The organism is Natronomonas salsuginis, from assembly GCF_005239135.1.
Classification (GTDB): Archaea; Halobacteriota; Halobacteria; order Halobacteriales; family Haloarculaceae; genus Natronomonas; species Natronomonas salsuginis.
In genome coordinates, this window is record NZ_QKNX01000003.1 from 311,659 (window position 1) to 326,180 (window position 14,522).

Genomic DNA, 14,522 nt, shown 5'->3' on the forward strand with positions numbered 1-14,522 from the left:
CATGAGTGACGAGGACGGCGATCCGATCGACGGTTCGGCCGGCGGCTCCGGCGACGTCGTCCGCCGCGAGCGCTTCAGCGGCGGCCCGGCCCGCGGGTTCCTCTCGAGCCTCGCGGCCGACGAGCGCATCTTCGCGGCCGACGTCGCTGTCGACCGCGCGCACGTCGTGATGCTCGACGAGCAGGACGTCATCGACCGCGAGGACGCGAGCGCGATCCTCGGCGCGCTCGATGCCGTCGAATCGGCGGGCCACGCCGACCTCCCCGACGGTGAGGACGTCCACGCGGCCATCGAGACGGCCGTCATCCGGCGGATCGGCGACCGCGGCGGCCGGATGCACACCGCCCGATCCCGCAACGACGAGGTGGCGACGTGCATCCGGTATCGGCTCCGCGAGGATGTCCTCGACGCGGCCGAGGCGACGGTCGAGGCCCGCGACGTGCTCGCCGACGTCGCCGAGGACCACACCGGGACGGTGATGCCGGGCTTTACGCACCTCCAGCCGGCTCAGCCGACGACGGTCGCACACTACCTGTGCTCGTACGAGTCCGCGCTCGCGCGCGACACCGAGCGACTGCTCGACGCCTACGGCCGGATCAACCGCTCGCCGCTCGGCGGAGCGGCCTTCGCGGGGACGCCGTTCGATATCGATCGCGAGCGGACCGCGGAACTGCTCGGCTTCGACGACCTCGTCCGCAACTCGATGGACGCCGCCTCGGCGCGGGACTTTCTCGTCGAGACGACCGCCGCGGTCGCCGCGCTCGCGACGACGCTGTCGGGGCTCGCGGAGGACCTCGTCGTCTTCTCGAACCTCGGCTACGTCGAGTTGGACGACGCCTACGCGTCGACGTCGTCGATCATGCCCCAAAAGAAGAACCCCGACACGATGGAAATCGTTCGGGGGACGGCGGGCGAGGCGGCCGCCGGGCTGAACGCGCTGTTGTCGATCCTGAAGGGCCTGCCCCGTGCGTACAACCGCGACCTCCAGCGCGCCCACCCGCACGCCTTCGAGGCGGTCGACGCCGTCGCCGAGGCGACCGAGGTCGCGGCCGGCGCGGTCGCGACAGCCGCGTGGGACGAATCGACGCTCGAAGCCGCCGCCTCCGAGGGGTTCTCGACGGCGACCGGCGTCGCGGATCTGCTCGCGATGGAGGGGCTCCCGTTCCGCACCGCCCACGAACTGGTCGCGCTCGCGGCCGAGCGGATGGGTGGCGGCGCGGACGTCGACGCCGCGTACGCGGCCCTCGACGCCGCCGCGAAGGACGTGCTCGACGCGCCGCTCGACGCTCGCGTCGATCGGGACACCGTCGAGGTCGCGCTCGATCCGGTCCAGAGCGTCGCCTCACGGGATTCGGTCGGCGGGCCGGCACCCGCGACGGTCGAACGCGAACTGACCCGCGTCGCGGACGGGCTGGATGCCGACCGCACGATGCTTCGAGAGCGCCGCGAGGCGCTCGGACGCGCCGGATCCAGACTCGACGAGGAGGTGTCCCGCCGTGCGTAGCCGACGACTGCGACGGGGCCCGGCTCCACGAGTAAATAAAATATAGCTGACATTGATGTGGAGTTAAACCCTTAATCGGGACACTTGCACCGTTAGGTGTCGGTATTAGTTATTATGTAGTTCTGATAAGTTCGAAGCTTTTAAGTAGGTGTGTGGAGGAGTATACGGTACAATGGCAGACGATACGATCACCGCGGAAGACCCCATCACGGGCGACGAGATAGAGATCCCCGCCAACGTCGAGGTCGGCGAGATAATCGACAGCCCCATCACGGGTGCCGAACTCGAGGTCGTCTCCGTCGACCCCGTCGTCCTCGAAGAGGCTCCCGAACTGGAAGAGGACTGGGGGGAGTAAGGCGATGAACGTCGGCGCGGATCGCCGTTCGAACGCCGCATCTCAGGTCGCGTTGGGGGTCGACGCCACGTGAACGCCGAGCCGACGACATCGTCTCAAGCTCACGAGCGATCACGGGGTGATCGCTCGTGAACGTCGGCGTCATCTACTCACGGATCCGCCGCGACGAGAAGCTCCTGTTGAGCGAGCTTCGCGACCGCGGCCACGAGGTGACGAAGATCGACGTCCGCAAGGAGCGCTTCAGCGTCCACGAGCCGCCCGAGGCCTTCGACGACGTCGACATCGTCGTCGATCGCTGTCTCGCGACCAGCCGCTCGCGGTACGTCACCCGGTTCGTCGAGGCCTACGACATCCCCGTCGTGAACGATCCGGAGACCGCGGCGATCTGCGCCGACAAAGCCAGGAACAGCCTCGCGCTCGCCGAGGCGGGCGTACCGACGCCCAGAACCGAGGTCACGTTCACCAAAGAGTCTGCGATGGAGTCCATCGAGACGTTCGGCTACCCCTGCGTGCTGAAACCCGTCATCGGGTCGTGGGGGCGGCTGATGGCGAAGATCGACTCCCGGGATGCCGCCGAGGCGATCCTCGAACACAAGGAGACCCTCGGCCACTACGAGCACAAGGTGTTCTACATCCAGGAGTTCGTCGAGAAGCCGGGCCGCGACATCCGCGTGCTCGCCACCGACGGCGAGCCGATTGCGGCGATGGCCCGATCCTCCGATCACTGGCTGACGAACGCCGCGCGGGGGGCCCAAACCGAGTCAATCGAGATCACCGACGAGATGGCCGATTTCGTCGAGCGCGCCTCCGACGCCGTCGGTAGCGGCTTACTCGGCGTCGACCTCATGGAGACCGGTGACTCCTACACCGTCCACGAGGTCAACCACACCGTCGAGTTCAAAGCGCTCAACGAGGTCTCGGAGGTCGACGTGCCCGCCATCGTCGTCGACTGGCTCGAATCGCGAGCCCAGCTCGCCGAGGTGACCGCATGACCGAGTCTCTGACCGCGAGCGTCGTCGGCGCGAGCGGTTTCACCGGCGGCGAACTGTTGCGACTGCTGTACGGGCACCCGGACTTCGAGATCGCGCAGGCGACGAGCCGGAGCTACGGGAACAAGACGGTCGGCTCGGTCCACCCGAATCTGCGCGGAATGGACCTCCGCTTTTCGGACCCCGAGGAGCTCGAGTCGGTCGATGTGCTCTTCGCGTGCACGCCCCACGGCGTCTCGATGGAACACATCGATTCGTTCCGAGACGCCGCTGACACGGTTGTCGATCTGAGCGCGGACTTCCGTCTCGACACCGAGTCGGAGTACGACGAGTGGTACGACGGCCACGAGCGTCCCGAACTGCTCGCCGAGTCGGAGTACGCGCTGCCGGAACTCAACCGCGAGAACCTCCTCGACGCGGACCTGATCGCCTCCGGTGGCTGTAACGCCACGGCGGCGATCCTCGGACTGAAACCGCTGTTCGACGCCGATGTCCTGTCGGGCGGCGAGCGAATCGTCGTCGACGTGAAGGTCGGCTCCTCGGAGGGCGGTGCGGGCGGCGGCGAGGCCTCCTCACACCCCGAGCGCTCAGGCGTCGTCAGGCCGTACGCGCCGACGGGTCACCGCCACGAGGCCGAGATCGAGGCGTTCCTCGGCACGCAGGTGTCGTTCAGCGCCCACGCGGTCGACATGACCCGCGGCGCCGCCGCGACCTGTCACGTCTACCCCGACGACCCGGTTTCGACGGCCGACCTCTGGAAGGCGTATCGCGGCAGCTACGCCGACGAGCCGTTCGTCCGCATCGTCGCGGGCGGCTCCGGGGTCTACCGCTACCCCGAGCCGAAGGCGGTCGCCGGCTCGAACTTTGCCGAGGTCGGCTTCGAACTCGACCCGCGCAACGGCCGGATCGTCGTCTTCTCGGCGATCGACAACATGATGAAGGGCTCCGCCGGGCAGGCCGTCCACGCGGCGAACGTCGCGCTGGGCCTCGAGGAGACCGCCGGGCTGGAGTTCACCGGGATGCATCCGGTGGGAGCGCCATGACGGTCGTCGTCAAGATCGGCGGCGCGCGCGCTGTCGAACCGAAGGGCGCGCTGGCAGATGTCGCCGCGCTGGTCGCGGAGGGCACCGATGTCGTCGTCGTCCACGGCGGTTCGACGGCCGTCGACGACGCCCTCGAACGCATGGGCATCGAGCCCGAGTACGTCGAGACGCCCTCGGGCGTGGTCGGGCGGTTCACCGACGTCGAGACGATGGACGTGTTCAAGATGGCGATGGCCGGCCGGGTCAACACCGATCTCGTCACCGGCCTGCAGAACGAGGGCTGCGACGCCGTCGGGCTCTCGGGCGTCGACGGCGGACTGCTCACCGGGCCGCGCAAGTCCGCGGTCCGCGTCCTCGAAGACGGCAAGAAGAAGATCCGTCGCGGCGACCACTCCGGTTCGATTCAGTCGGTCAACGGCGACCTGCTGGAGACGCTGTTGGACGGCGGCTACACGCCGGTCGCCTCGCCACCGATGTTGGCGGATGACGGCGTCGCCGTGAACACGGACGCGGACCGCGCCTCCGCGGCGGTCGCCGCCGAGCTCGACGCGACGCTCGTCTCACTGACCGACGTGGCGGGCGTCTACCGCGACCCCGACGACCCGTCGACGGTCATCAACGACGTCGACACCCCGGACGCGTACGAGGAACTGAAATCGGCCGCCGAGGGGTTCATGGGCCGGAAGGTGATGGCGGCGACGGAGGCGCTCGAGGGCGGCGCAGCGCGCGTCGTCATCGCGGACGCGAACGCCGAATCGCCGATCCGTTCGGCCCTCGACGGCGGCGGCACACACATAACTTCCGGCGCGATCGAATGACACCACACCAATCATGAGCGGCTTCGTCTTCTCCGAGAAACCGATCGGCATCGAGCGTGGCGAGGGAGTGTATCTCTACGACACGAAGAGCAACGAGTACCTCGACTTCGGCGCGAGCTACGCCTGCACGCCGGTCGGCCACTGTCACCCGGACGTGGTCGACGCGGCGACCAGTCAACTCGAACGGCTGTTCTACGTACAGGCCTCCTACCCACACGCCGCGCGGACCGCACTCTACGAGCAGTTGGCCGACGTGGCACCGCGCGACGTCGACAACGTCTGGCTCTGTAACTCCGGCACCGAGGCGAACGAGGCGGCGCTGAAGTTCGCCCGCCACGCGACCGGCCGGTCGAAGATCGTCGCCACGACACGCGCCTTCCACGGGCGGACGATGGGGGCGCTCGCGGCGACGTGGAAAGACGAGTACAAGGAGGGGTTCGGCCCGCTCGCCGGCGGTGTCGAGTTCGTCGAGTACGGCGACAGCGAGGCGATGGCGGAGGCGATCGACGACGATACCGCCGCGGTCATCATCGAACCCCTGCAGGGTGAGGGCGGGATCAACCCTGTCCCGAAGGAGTACCTCCAGTCAGTCCGCGTCCAGACGGCGACCTCGGGGGCCGCGTTGATCCTCGACGAGATCCAGACCGGCCTCGGCCGCACCGGCGAGCTGTGGGCCGCCGACAAGTACGACGTCGTCCCCGACGTGTTGACGACAGCGAAGGGCCTCGCGAGCGGCCTCCCGATGGGCGCGACGCTGTGTCGCGACTGGATCGCGGAGGACTCGGGCAACCACGGCTCGACGTTCAGCGGCGGGCCGGTCGTCTCGGCGGCCGCCGGGGCGACCCTCGACGTGATCGAATCGGAGTCGTTGCCGGCCCACGCCGCCGAGATGGGCGCGTACATCCGCGACGGTATCGACACGCGCATGGGCGACGATATCCGAGAGGTTCGCGGCCACGGCCTCATGATCGGCATCGAGGTCAAGCGCGGCTCGAACCGGCTGCTGCGCGACCTCGCGTTGAACCACGGCGTGTTGGCGCTGCCGGCCGGCCGGACCGTCCTCCGACTGCTGCCGCCGCTGACGGTCGAGAAGAAACACGCCGACGCGCTCCTCGACGCGCTGGAGGCGGTGCTGGCGTGAGCGAGTCGGGCTCCGGCTCGACCGCCGACACCGAGGCCCGCGAACTGCTGGAACGACTCGTCTCGATCCCCTCGCCGACGCCCAACGAGGAAGCGTGTGCCGCGGCGCTCGTTGACTTCTTCGAAGAGCACGGCCGCGACGTGTTCGTCGACGAGGTCGGCAACGTTCGCGCGCCCGCCGACGACAGCGTCCTCTACACCTCCCACATCGACACGGTGCCGGGCGACATCCCGGTCCAGATCGAGGAGGGCGAACACGGTCCAAAACTGTGGGGTCGCGGCTCGGTGGACGCGAAGGGGCCGCTCGCGGCGCTGGCCGTCGCGGCCGTCCGGACGGGCGTCTCCTTCGTCGGCGTCGTCGGCGAGGAGGTCGACTCCCGCGGGGCGCGCCACCTCGTCGAAGACCGCGACGCGCCCGACGCGGTGGTCAACGGCGAGCCCTCGGGCTGGGACGGCATCACGCTCGGCTATCGAGGAATACTCAGCGGCACCTACCTCTGCACCTCCGAGTCGGGTCACACCTCCCGCCCGGAGAACAACGCGATCCAGGAGGCGATCGCGTGGTGGTCGGCCGTCGAGGACAGATTCGACGGCGACGAGTACGGCGTTGCTCCGAAGGAGCAACGAGACGAAGCCGACGACGCCGGCGAAGTGCCGGTCTTCGAGCGCGTCACGCCGAAGCCGGTCGCGATCGAGGGCGGCGTGAGCGACGACGGGCTGGCGGTCGAGGCGACGCTCGACGCCCAGCTTCGCGTGCCGCCGCGCTACACCACCGAAGAGGTCAGAGAGCTGGCCGACGCCGAACTCACGGCGGGGACGGTCAACTGGACCGACGCCGTCGAACCGACGATGCAGAGCCCGAGAACGTCGGTCGCGCGTGCCTTTCGCGTCGCGATCAGGCGGGCGGGCGGCGATCCGCGTCTCCTCCGAAAGACCGGGACGGCCGACATGAACGTCTACGCCGGCGCGTGGGACTGCCCGATGGCGACGTACGGTCCCGGGGATTCGGACCTGGATCACGCACCGAACGAACACCTCGAACTCCGAGAACTCGATCGCGCCGTGGCGGTGTTGGAGACCGTCGCGGCCGAACTGACGCCATAACCTATGAACTTCCTGAACATCGACGATCTGACACGCGAGGAACTCGACGACGTACTGACGCGCGCGACCGATCTGAAGGAGCGGACGGCCCGCGGCAAGACCGCCGAGGCGATGGACGGCAAGACCCTCGGTATGATCTTCGAGAAGCCCTCGACGCGGACGCGGGTTTCGTTCGAAACCGGCGCGACGCAGTTGGGGGGGCACGCGATCTTTCTCGGCCCCGACGACATCCACCTGGGGCACGGCGAACCCGTCCGCGACACCGCGCGGGCGCTGAGCCGGTACGTCGACGTGATCATGGCCCGCGTCTTCGATCACGCCGACGTGGTCGAGCTGGGCGAGTACGCCACCGTCCCGGTCGTCAACGGGCTGACCGACGACGCTCATCCGTGCCAGACGCTCGCCGATCTGTTGACGATACGGGAGCGCTTCGACGGGTTCGACGCCCGCGTCGCGTGGGTCGGCGACGGGAACAACGTCTGTCAGTCGTTCGTCCTCGGCGCGGCGCTGGTCGGGCTCGATCTCGTCGTCGCCACGCCCGAGGGGTACGGGGTCGACGACGCGGTGTTGAATCGGGCGGCCGAGCTCGGGAGCGCCCCCGAGGTAGTCACCGACCCCGAGGCGGCCGTCGACGGGGCAGACGTCCTCTACACCGACGTGTGGGTGAGCATGGGCGAGGAGTCCGAGCGGGCGGAAAAGCTCGACGCCTTCTCGCGCGCCGGCTTTCAGGTGACCGAGGATCTGTTGAACGATCAGCTCCTCATGCACTGTCTGCCGGCCCACCGCGGCGAGGAAGTGACGGACGCGGCGTTGGAGAGCGACAACTCGATCGTGTGGGATCAGGCGGAAAACCGCTTGCACGCGCAGAAAGGGCTGTTGACGTACCTGTTAGCCTGAGCGCTCAGGCACCGGCTTTGCCAAGCGCGGCTTCGATATCGTCGCGTTGGGTGACGCCGACGAACCGCTCGACGACGCCGTCGTCGTTTTCGATGATGAGCGTCGGCAGCGATCGAACCTGATACTCGTTCGCGACGTCCTGTTTCTGGTCGACGTCGACCTTCTCGAACTCGACGTCGGGGTACTCCTCGGCGATCTCGTCGAGGATCGGGTCCTGGGTCTTACACGGGCCACACCAGTCCGCGTAGAAGTCTTTGAGCCTGACGGACATGGCTAGCGCTATCCCAGCCGAGCGCATAAGGGTTTTCCAAACGGCACGAAAATCGGTCGAAACGCTTAGGATGCCGGGGACGAATCGTGACGTATGAGCAGCGGTCAAAACTCCGGCGGACTCATGTCGAGTGCTGGTCTCGTGCGGTACTTCGACTCGGACGGCAGCAACACGCCGACGATGGATCCGCGGACCGTCGTCGCCTTCGGGGTCCTCTTGGGCGTACTCGTACTGATGTTGAACGCGACGGCCTGATCGGCGCGGATCACTTTCGCCGCGGCCGCCGAACCCTTTTAACCGAAAGCGACGAACGACGAGTCGTGGCGACATCGGACGGCTACCGGCGGTATTTCCCCTACGACGAGCCGTACGACCACCAGACGGACGCGATGGGGAAGATACGCGAGGCGCTCGTCGAGGAGCGCGACGTGCTCTTTGAGGGAGCCTGCGGAACGGGCAAGACGCTCGCATCGCTCGTGCCGGCGCTCGAGTACGGGCAGGCGGCGGGCAAGACGGTCGTCATCACGACGAACGTCCACCAACAGACCCGCCAGTTCATCGAGGAAGCGCGCGCGATCGCCGACGCGGAGCCGATCCGTGCGGTCGTCTTCCGCGGGAAGGCATCGATGTGTCACATCGACGTCGGCTACGAAGAGTGTCAGGCGCTCCGGGACACGACCCGCGAACTGGTCGACAAAGAGCAGGATATCGAGGAGTTGGAGCAACGGGAGGGCGAACTCCTCGACGCGAGCCGCTCCGGCGACGGCCAGGCGGCAGCGGCCCGTGGGTCGGTGATGGACGAGCTCGAAGAGCTCCAGATCGGGGTCGAGGCCATCCGCGACGAACAGAACATCTGCGAGCGCTACTACAACAACCTCGCTCGCGACACCGACGCGTTCTACGGGTGGCTCTACGACGACGTTCGGACGCCGGACGAGATCTACGAGTACGCTCACGAGCGAGACCTCTGTGGCTACGAACTGCTGAAAGACGGGATGGAGGGCGTCGATCTGGTCATCTGCAACTACCACCACCTGCTCGATCCGATGATCAGAGAACAGTTCTTCCGGTGGCTCGGCCGCGATCCGGAGGATATCGTCGTCGTCTTCGACGAGGCGCATAACGTCGCCGACGCCGCCCGCGACCACGCAACACGAACGCTCGCCGAGCGGACCATCGACGGCGCGCTCGACGAACTCGACGGGGCCGAGGACGCGCGCGCGGATCCGGCAACGAACGTCATCGGGACGTTCCGCGACGCGTTGGTCGACACGTACGAGGCGTCGTTCGGCTTCGGCGACCGCGAGGCGGTCGACGAGGAGTGGACCGACGTGCCGATCGACAACGACACCGGTCGGGACGACCTCTCCGTTTCGTTCCTCCAGAACTACACGGGACAGGGGTTCGAGGTGGATCTCGAGCAGGCGCTCGCGCTCGGCGAGGAGTTGGACCGCCGCTACGAGCGCGCCTACAAGGAGGGCGAGGAGACGACACGAAAGGACTGTCCGACGCTCACGGCGGCGGCGTTCATCGAGCGATGGATGGAGTCGAGCGTCGAGCCCGGCCAGTACCCGGTGATGGGCGTCCGGCGCACCGAAACCGGCGTCGTCGGCCGCGCCGAGCTGTACACCTGCCTGCCGAGACAGGTCACCGAACCGCTGTTCGAGGAGCTCCACTCGACGATCCTCATGAGCGCGACGCTTCGGCCATTCGACGTCACCGAGGACGTGTTGGGGCTCGACGACCCGCTCACGATGGCCTACGGCGAGCAGTTCCCCGAGTCGCGGCGGCGAACCTACGCTGTCGAGACACCGGCGCTCTTCGCCAGCCAGCGCGATGATCCCGGGGTGCAGGCGACCATCGGCGACGTCATCGAGGACACCGTCCGGTTCACCCCCGGCAACACCCTCGCGTTCTTCCCGAGCTACGCCGAGGCCGAGCGGTATTATCACCGATTTTCGGGCGAATCGACCCCGTATCTCGACCGACCGGGAACTCGCGCTGAGGAGCTCCGACAGGAGTTCATCGCGGACGACGACTCGGTCCTGTTCACGTCGCTTTGGGGCACGCTGGCGGAGGGCGTCAGCTTCGACGACGACGACGCCCGAAGCGTGTTGGTCGTCGGCGTCCCGTATCCACACCTCGACGACCGGATGGAGGCCGTCCAGCGCGCCTATCAGGGCGCGTTCGGTGATGGCGACGCGGACGACGGGGACGCCGGCTGGCGGTACGCCGTCGAGATTCCAACCGTTCGGAAGACGCGGCAGGCGCTCGGCCGGGTCGTCCGCTCGCCCGAGGACTTCGGCGTTCGCGTGCTCGTCGACGAGCGCTACACGGGCTCGAAGCGCCACGATCTGGACGAGTACAGCGTCTACCCCAGCTTCCCGCCCGAGGAGCGCGACGAGCATATCGACATCGCGCCGGCGAAACTGAAGTTCGCGATGTTGAACTTCTACACCGACATGGACGCCTGGGACGGGTCGCCGCCGGCCCCGTGATCGCCCCGTGCGATCCGGCCGAGTCGCGCGTCTCTACACCGGATACTCGGCGTCGGGATCGACGACGCGATCCGGCTCGGCCGGCATCCGCCAGTCGGTGGCCAGTTCGAGAAACTGCACCAACATCCGGCCGGTCGCCCCCCAGACCGTGTAGCCGTCGACGCGGAAGTAGTGGACCCGGATGTCGTCGTAGAAGGGGTGATCGCGTCGCTCTGACTCGTAGTTTCGGCGGTCGGTAAGCGCTGCGACCGGCAGGATCGCGATCTCGGCGACCTCGCGCTCGTCTGGGACGTACTCCGCGTCCGGGATCCGCGCGACGAAGGGTCGGACCGCGTAGTTCGACACTGTCGGGATGTCGTCGAGGCGGCCGACGATCTCGGCCGCCTCGGGGTCGAGTCCGATCTCCTCGAGGGCCTCGCGCTTCGCAGTCGTTTCGAGGCTGTCGTCGTCGGGTTCGCGCCCCCCGCCGGGGAAGCTCATCTGTCCCGGATGCTCGCCGAGATGGTCGGCGCGCTTCGTAAAGAGCAGGTACTCGCCGTCGGCGCGGGTGATGACCGGGACGAGGACGGCCGCCTCCCTGTCCCCCTCGACGGTTTCGACCGGTCCGTAGTTCACGACCCGCTCCCAGTCCATGGGTAACATAAACCGTCGACGTTAATAGTTCGTCCCATCTCGGACGGTGTCGAGGAGCGCTCTGATCGCCGCGAGGTCGGGCCCGCCCCACGTCTCGATGTCGTAGCTGATATCGACAAGCGCCGTCGCCCGGTTGCTCGCGTCGAGGGTCGCCGCACAGACTGCTTCCGTCCGGAGTCGATCGACCGCCGCGTCGGCGATTGCCGCCCTGTCGACCACGCCGCCGTCGATGTCGAGAATGTGCGGGAGGTCCTCCGCGCCCTCGGGGAGTTCGGGGAAGGCGGCCGGTCCGGGCGCCACGAGCCGATCCCCATCGTGGTCGAAACCGACGAGCGCGAAGGCCGCGAGTGCGTCGTCGATGGCGTCCTCCGGCGGCTCCTCGCCGCGCCGGTAGGCGAGCTCCGAGAGCGCGGCATTCGCTTGCTCGCGGGTCAACGCCCCGAAGAGATCGACGACGCCGGCAACCTCGTCGGGCGTGAACATGTCCGGTTCTCCGCCGCCGATCGCCGTGAACGTTCCGGAGGAGGCGCGGAACGCGCCGACCGCCCCGCGCCCGACCGTTCGATTTTAAGGTCTCGGGGACCCCTGTCGGGATATGATCCTCTCCGACACCGACATCCGGCGGCGGCTGACCGACGGTGATCTCGTCGTCGAACCGCTCGCCGATCCGGAACTACAGATCCAGCCGGCGAGCATCGACCTCCGTCTCGGCCGGGAGTTCCTGGAGTTCCAGCGCACCAACATCTCCTGCATCCACCCGAACCGCGAAGGGGAAGTCGGCGAGTACGTCGAGGAGACCTACGTCGAGGAGGGCGAGGAGTTCATCCTCCACCCCGGCGACTTCGTCCTCGGGACGACCAAAGAGCGCGTCGAGATCCCGCCGGATCTCCTGGGGACCGTTCAGGGGCGCTCCTCGCTCGGCCGGCTCGCGATCGTCATCCACGCGACCGCGGGTATCATCGATCCCGGCTACCGCGGCCAGATCACCCTCGAACTGTCGAACCTCGGGACGGCACCGGTCGCGTTGAGCCCCGACATGCGCATCTCGCAGGTGATCTTCACGGAGCTGAAAAGCGCCGCGTCGTCGCCCTACGGCAGCGACCGCGGCTCGAAGTATCAGGATCAGACGGGCCCGCAAGCGTCGCGGATCCAGTCGGACGAGGAGTTCGGCGGCGAACAGTTGGAGCGATGAAATTCATCGAGGAGGTCGTCGTCGAGGAGTTCCTCCCGACGTTTCGAACCATGCTCGCAGGCGCGCTCCGCGAGCGCGGCCGGACTCAAAGCGAGGTCGCCGACCTGCTCGGGATCAGCCAGAGCGCCGTCTCGAAGTACGCTCACGGCGAGGTCGAGGTCAACGACGCGATCAAGTCGGACGATCGCGTCATAGAGTTGGTCGAACGACTCGCTGGAGGGCTTTCGTCCGGCGATATGAGCCGCGTTCAGGCGCTCGTCGAGACCGAGGTGTTGATCCGGCGGCTCGAACGCGGCGATCTGCTCGCCCGCCGCCACGAGGCTGCGTATCCGCCGATCGCGGCGTACGACGGGCCGCTGGACATTCACGACCCCGAGGGTGAACTGCGGATGACCGAACGTGTCAGGTCGTCGGTCAGACGCGGCGTCAGAACGCTCGAAAATACGAGCGGCTTCGCCGCGCTCATCCCCGCTGTGGGATCGAATCTCGTCGAGGCGCTCCCCGGCGCGACGACGATCGACGAGGTCGCGGGCGTCCCCGGACGGATCCTCGATATCAAGGGTCGCGCGACCGTGCCCGGCGATCCGGAGTTCGGTGTCTCGGCGCACGTCGCCTCGCTCCTACTCGCCACCCGCGCCGCCGGATCGGACGCACGCGCGGCGCTCAACGTCAGCTACGACGCCGAGACGATCGACGCGCTCGAATCGGCCGGCTACGTGGTCGCCGAGTTCGACGCCGACGCTGACCTCGAGGCCGCCGTCGCCGACGCCCTCGCCGAGACGCCGGACGCGGACGTCCTCTATCAGACCGGTGGCTTCGGGATCGAGCCGATCTGTTATCTGCTCGACGCCGACGCCTCCGCGGTCGTCGAGGCCGTTCGGCACGTCGCGCGATGACGGCCCGCGATATCGCCGATTTCTACGGTCGGTGGGCCGGGCTGTACGACCGTCTCGCGACCGCGCCGGGGGTGGCTCGATGGCGTCGCGCCGCCGCCGAACGGACCGCGACCGAGGGCGACGTCGTCGTCGAGATGGGCTGTGGGACCGGCGCGAACCTGCCGTATCTCGGCGACCGAGTCGGGCCTGACGGGTACGTGATCGGCGTCGATATCGCTCGACCGCTGCTCGATCGCGCCCGAGATCGGGTCGACGGGTACGACAACGTCGCCGTCGTCCGCGGCGATGCGACGGTCCCGCCGATCGCGCGTGTCGACGCCGTCCTCGCGACGTTCGTCTGTGGGCTCCTTTCTGATCCGGCGGGGGTCGTCGATCGGTGGTGCAAGGTGATCGGTCCGGGGGGCGGTCGCGTCGCGGTTCTCGACGCGACCACGAGCGATGATCCGCGCGGACGGCCGCTCAATCCGCTGTTCAGGGCGTTCGTCGCGGCGGGCGCTCCGGACGGCGGTCTCGGTGACGTGCTCTCGGCCCCGTTCGGCCGGTTCGATGAGCCCTTGACGCGCCGCGTCGAGGCGTCTCGAACGGCGCTCGCCGACCGAACGGTCGATCGAACCTTCGAGACGTTCGGGCTCGGCTTCGTCGGCCTGTTTGCCGGCACCGTCGAGGCGGCTGAAATCGATCACCGAGCGGGCTAACTACGGTATCCCGAGCGCGATCGCCTGACACAGCAGCGCGAACGAGAGCCCGACGCCGAGCATCGACGTGTTGGCGCGCGGGTTCGCGGCCGGCGTGATGTCGAAGCTGTGGTGCCACGCCGAGAGCGGATACAGCGGCCGGATCCCCATCGGCGTGATGCTGTCGGCGAGCAGGTGTGACCCGAGCGAGAGCGCCGCCGCGGTGCCGGCGGTCGCGGCCACCGTTACCTGTCGGCCGATCGGTGCGCCGGCGACGCCGGCGATCGACGCGACGACCGCCGTCCCACCCAGCACGAACCAGATCGTGTGCGTCGGCCCCCGGTGGTCGATCGGCAACAGCTCGTCCGCGTCGGGAGCGGTCGAACACGCCACCGCGACGGCAGCGCCGAACGCCGCCAGCCACGGGTCGGCGCCGCGGCTCAACGCCGCGCCGACGGGTCCGTAGACGAACAGCGCCGCTCCGACGTGTCCCCACCGGTACATACCC

Annotated in this window: 17 protein-coding genes; 13 read left to right on the forward strand and 4 right to left on the reverse strand. The window is 68.1% G+C overall.

Features of this window, described 5'->3' with window-relative positions; genetic code table 11:
* Window position 1 precedes the first annotated feature (1 nt).
* From argH to argF, 8 genes are all read left to right on the forward strand, one after another.
* Entirely contained in the window at window positions 2-1,504 is a 1,503-nt protein-coding gene (argH, locus tag DM868_RS09920) for an argininosuccinate lyase (RefSeq protein ID WP_137276720.1), read from the forward strand.
* Between the two features lie 172 nt (window positions 1,505-1,676).
* The gene (gene lysW, locus DM868_RS09925; RefSeq protein ID WP_137276721.1) at window positions 1,677-1,859 is read left to right on the forward strand and encodes a lysine biosynthesis protein LysW; all 183 of its coding nucleotides are present in this window, start codon (window positions 1,677-1,679) and stop codon (window positions 1,857-1,859) included.
* A gap of 128 nt (window positions 1,860-1,987) precedes the next feature.
* Window positions 1,988-2,851, forward strand: a complete 864-nt coding sequence (gene lysX / locus DM868_RS09930) for a lysine biosynthesis protein LysX (protein ID WP_137276722.1) — start codon at window positions 1,988-1,990, stop codon at window positions 2,849-2,851.
* Window positions 2,848-3,891: an N-acetyl-gamma-glutamyl-phosphate reductase gene (gene argC / locus DM868_RS09935; protein ID WP_137276723.1), complete on the forward strand. Its 1,044-nt coding sequence runs from the start codon at window positions 2,848-2,850 to the stop codon at window positions 3,889-3,891. The genes lysX and argC overlap by 4 nt, the downstream gene beginning before the upstream one ends.
* Window positions 3,888-4,709, forward strand: coding sequence for an acetylglutamate/acetylaminoadipate kinase (locus tag DM868_RS09940; RefSeq protein WP_137276724.1), 822 nt, complete (start codon window positions 3,888-3,890; stop codon window positions 4,707-4,709). Before argC ends, DM868_RS09940 begins: the two co-directional genes overlap by 4 nt.
* Before the next feature lie 13 nt (window positions 4,710-4,722).
* Window positions 4,723-5,850, forward strand: coding sequence for an aspartate aminotransferase family protein (locus DM868_RS09945; protein ID WP_137276725.1), 1,128 nt, complete (start codon window positions 4,723-4,725; stop codon window positions 5,848-5,850).
* Window positions 5,847-6,953 carry a [LysW]-lysine hydrolase gene (locus tag DM868_RS09950; RefSeq protein WP_137276726.1) on the forward strand — a complete coding sequence of 369 codons (1,107 nt, stop codon included), beginning with the start codon at window positions 5,847-5,849 and terminating at the stop codon, window positions 6,951-6,953. Before DM868_RS09945 ends, DM868_RS09950 begins: the two co-directional genes overlap by 4 nt.
* A 3-nt stretch (window positions 6,954-6,956) precedes the next feature.
* Window positions 6,957-7,850 (forward strand): ornithine carbamoyltransferase, encoded by an 894-nt coding sequence (argF, locus tag DM868_RS09955; RefSeq protein ID WP_137276727.1) that lies wholly within the window; start codon window positions 6,957-6,959, stop codon window positions 7,848-7,850.
* 4 nt (window positions 7,851-7,854) lie between these two features.
* Here the strand turns inward: argF and DM868_RS09960 are convergent, their stop codons facing one another.
* Window positions 7,855-8,121 (reverse strand): thioredoxin family protein, encoded by a 267-nt coding sequence (locus tag DM868_RS09960; RefSeq protein ID WP_137276728.1) that lies wholly within the window; start codon window positions 8,119-8,121, stop codon window positions 7,855-7,857.
* Between the two features lie 93 nt (window positions 8,122-8,214).
* Between DM868_RS09960 and DM868_RS09965 the strand changes: the two genes are divergently transcribed.
* Window positions 8,215-8,376, forward strand: coding sequence for a preprotein translocase subunit Sec61beta (locus tag DM868_RS09965; protein WP_137276729.1), 162 nt, complete (start codon window positions 8,215-8,217; stop codon window positions 8,374-8,376).
* Window positions 8,377-8,441: 65 nt separating this feature from the next.
* On the forward strand, window positions 8,442-10,619 hold the full coding sequence (locus tag DM868_RS09970; RefSeq protein ID WP_137276730.1) for an ATP-dependent DNA helicase: 2,178 nt from the start codon (window positions 8,442-8,444) through the stop codon (window positions 10,617-10,619).
* A gap of 33 nt (window positions 10,620-10,652) precedes the next feature.
* On the opposite strand, the gene DM868_RS09975 is transcribed toward DM868_RS09970, so the two are convergent.
* Together DM868_RS09975 and DM868_RS09980 are read right to left on the reverse strand one after the other, a co-directional pair.
* Window positions 10,653-11,252, reverse strand: a complete 600-nt coding sequence (locus tag DM868_RS09975) for an NUDIX hydrolase (RefSeq protein ID WP_137276731.1) — start codon at window positions 11,250-11,252, stop codon at window positions 10,653-10,655.
* A gap of 21 nt (window positions 11,253-11,273) precedes the next feature.
* Entirely contained in the window at window positions 11,274-11,735 is a 462-nt protein-coding gene (locus tag DM868_RS09980; protein WP_137276732.1) for a DUF7109 family protein, read from the reverse strand.
* Between the two features lie 112 nt (window positions 11,736-11,847).
* On the opposite strand from DM868_RS09980, the gene dcd reads away from it, so the two are divergent.
* Genes dcd through DM868_RS09995 form a run of 3 tightly spaced genes read left to right on the forward strand, consistent with a single transcriptional unit; the run spans window position 11,848 to window position 14,035 of the window.
* Complete coding sequence (dcd, locus tag DM868_RS09985) at window positions 11,848-12,444, forward strand: dCTP deaminase (protein ID WP_137276733.1); 597 nt, start codon at window positions 11,848-11,850, stop codon at window positions 12,442-12,444.
* The gene (locus DM868_RS09990; protein WP_137276734.1) at window positions 12,441-13,340 is read left to right on the forward strand and encodes a thiamine-phosphate synthase family protein; all 900 of its coding nucleotides are present in this window, start codon (window positions 12,441-12,443) and stop codon (window positions 13,338-13,340) included. The genes dcd and DM868_RS09990 overlap by 4 nt, the downstream gene beginning before the upstream one ends.
* Window positions 13,337-14,035: a class I SAM-dependent methyltransferase gene (locus DM868_RS09995; protein WP_137276735.1), complete on the forward strand. Its 699-nt coding sequence runs from the start codon at window positions 13,337-13,339 to the stop codon at window positions 14,033-14,035. Before DM868_RS09990 ends, DM868_RS09995 begins: the two co-directional genes overlap by 4 nt.
* On the opposite strand, the gene DM868_RS10000 is transcribed toward DM868_RS09995, so the two are convergent.
* Window positions 14,036-14,518, reverse strand: a complete 483-nt coding sequence (locus DM868_RS10000; RefSeq protein ID WP_137276736.1) for a metal-dependent hydrolase — start codon at window positions 14,516-14,518, stop codon at window positions 14,036-14,038.
* Between the last annotated feature and the right edge of the window lie 4 nt (window positions 14,519-14,522).

Excerpts from the sequence above, each read along its gene's own strand:
- argH (WP_137276720.1), top strand. The coding sequence starts at position 2 with ATGAGTGACGAGGACGGCGATCCGATCGACGGTTCGGCCGGCGGCTCC.
- lysW (WP_137276721.1), top strand. The coding sequence starts at position 1,677 with ATGGCAGACGATACGATCACCGCGGAAGACCCCATCACGGGCGACGAG.
- argC (WP_137276723.1), top strand. The coding sequence starts at position 2,848 with ATGACCGAGTCTCTGACCGCGAGCGTCGTCGGCGCGAGCGGTTTCACC.
- DM868_RS09940 (WP_137276724.1), top strand. The coding sequence starts at position 3,888 with ATGACGGTCGTCGTCAAGATCGGCGGCGCGCGCGCTGTCGAACCGAAG.
- DM868_RS09945 (WP_137276725.1), top strand. The coding sequence starts at position 4,723 with ATGAGCGGCTTCGTCTTCTCCGAGAAACCGATCGGCATCGAGCGTGGC.
- argF (WP_137276727.1), top strand. The coding sequence starts at position 6,957 with ATGAACTTCCTGAACATCGACGATCTGACACGCGAGGAACTCGACGAC.
- DM868_RS09960 (WP_137276728.1), bottom strand. The coding sequence starts at position 8,121 with ATGTCCGTCAGGCTCAAAGACTTCTACGCGGACTGGTGTGGCCCGTGT.
- DM868_RS09965 (WP_137276729.1), top strand. The coding sequence starts at position 8,215 with ATGAGCAGCGGTCAAAACTCCGGCGGACTCATGTCGAGTGCTGGTCTC.
- DM868_RS09975 (WP_137276731.1), bottom strand. The coding sequence starts at position 11,252 with ATGGACTGGGAGCGGGTCGTGAACTACGGACCGGTCGAAACCGTCGAG.
- DM868_RS09980 (WP_137276732.1), bottom strand. The coding sequence starts at position 11,735 with ATGTTCACGCCCGACGAGGTTGCCGGCGTCGTCGATCTCTTCGGGGCG.
- dcd (WP_137276733.1), top strand. The coding sequence starts at position 11,848 with ATGATCCTCTCCGACACCGACATCCGGCGGCGGCTGACCGACGGTGAT.
- DM868_RS09990 (WP_137276734.1), top strand. The coding sequence starts at position 12,441 with ATGAAATTCATCGAGGAGGTCGTCGTCGAGGAGTTCCTCCCGACGTTT.
- DM868_RS09995 (WP_137276735.1), top strand. The coding sequence starts at position 13,337 with ATGACGGCCCGCGATATCGCCGATTTCTACGGTCGGTGGGCCGGGCTG.
- DM868_RS10000 (WP_137276736.1), bottom strand. The coding sequence starts at position 14,518 with ATGTACCGGTGGGGACACGTCGGAGCGGCGCTGTTCGTCTACGGACCC.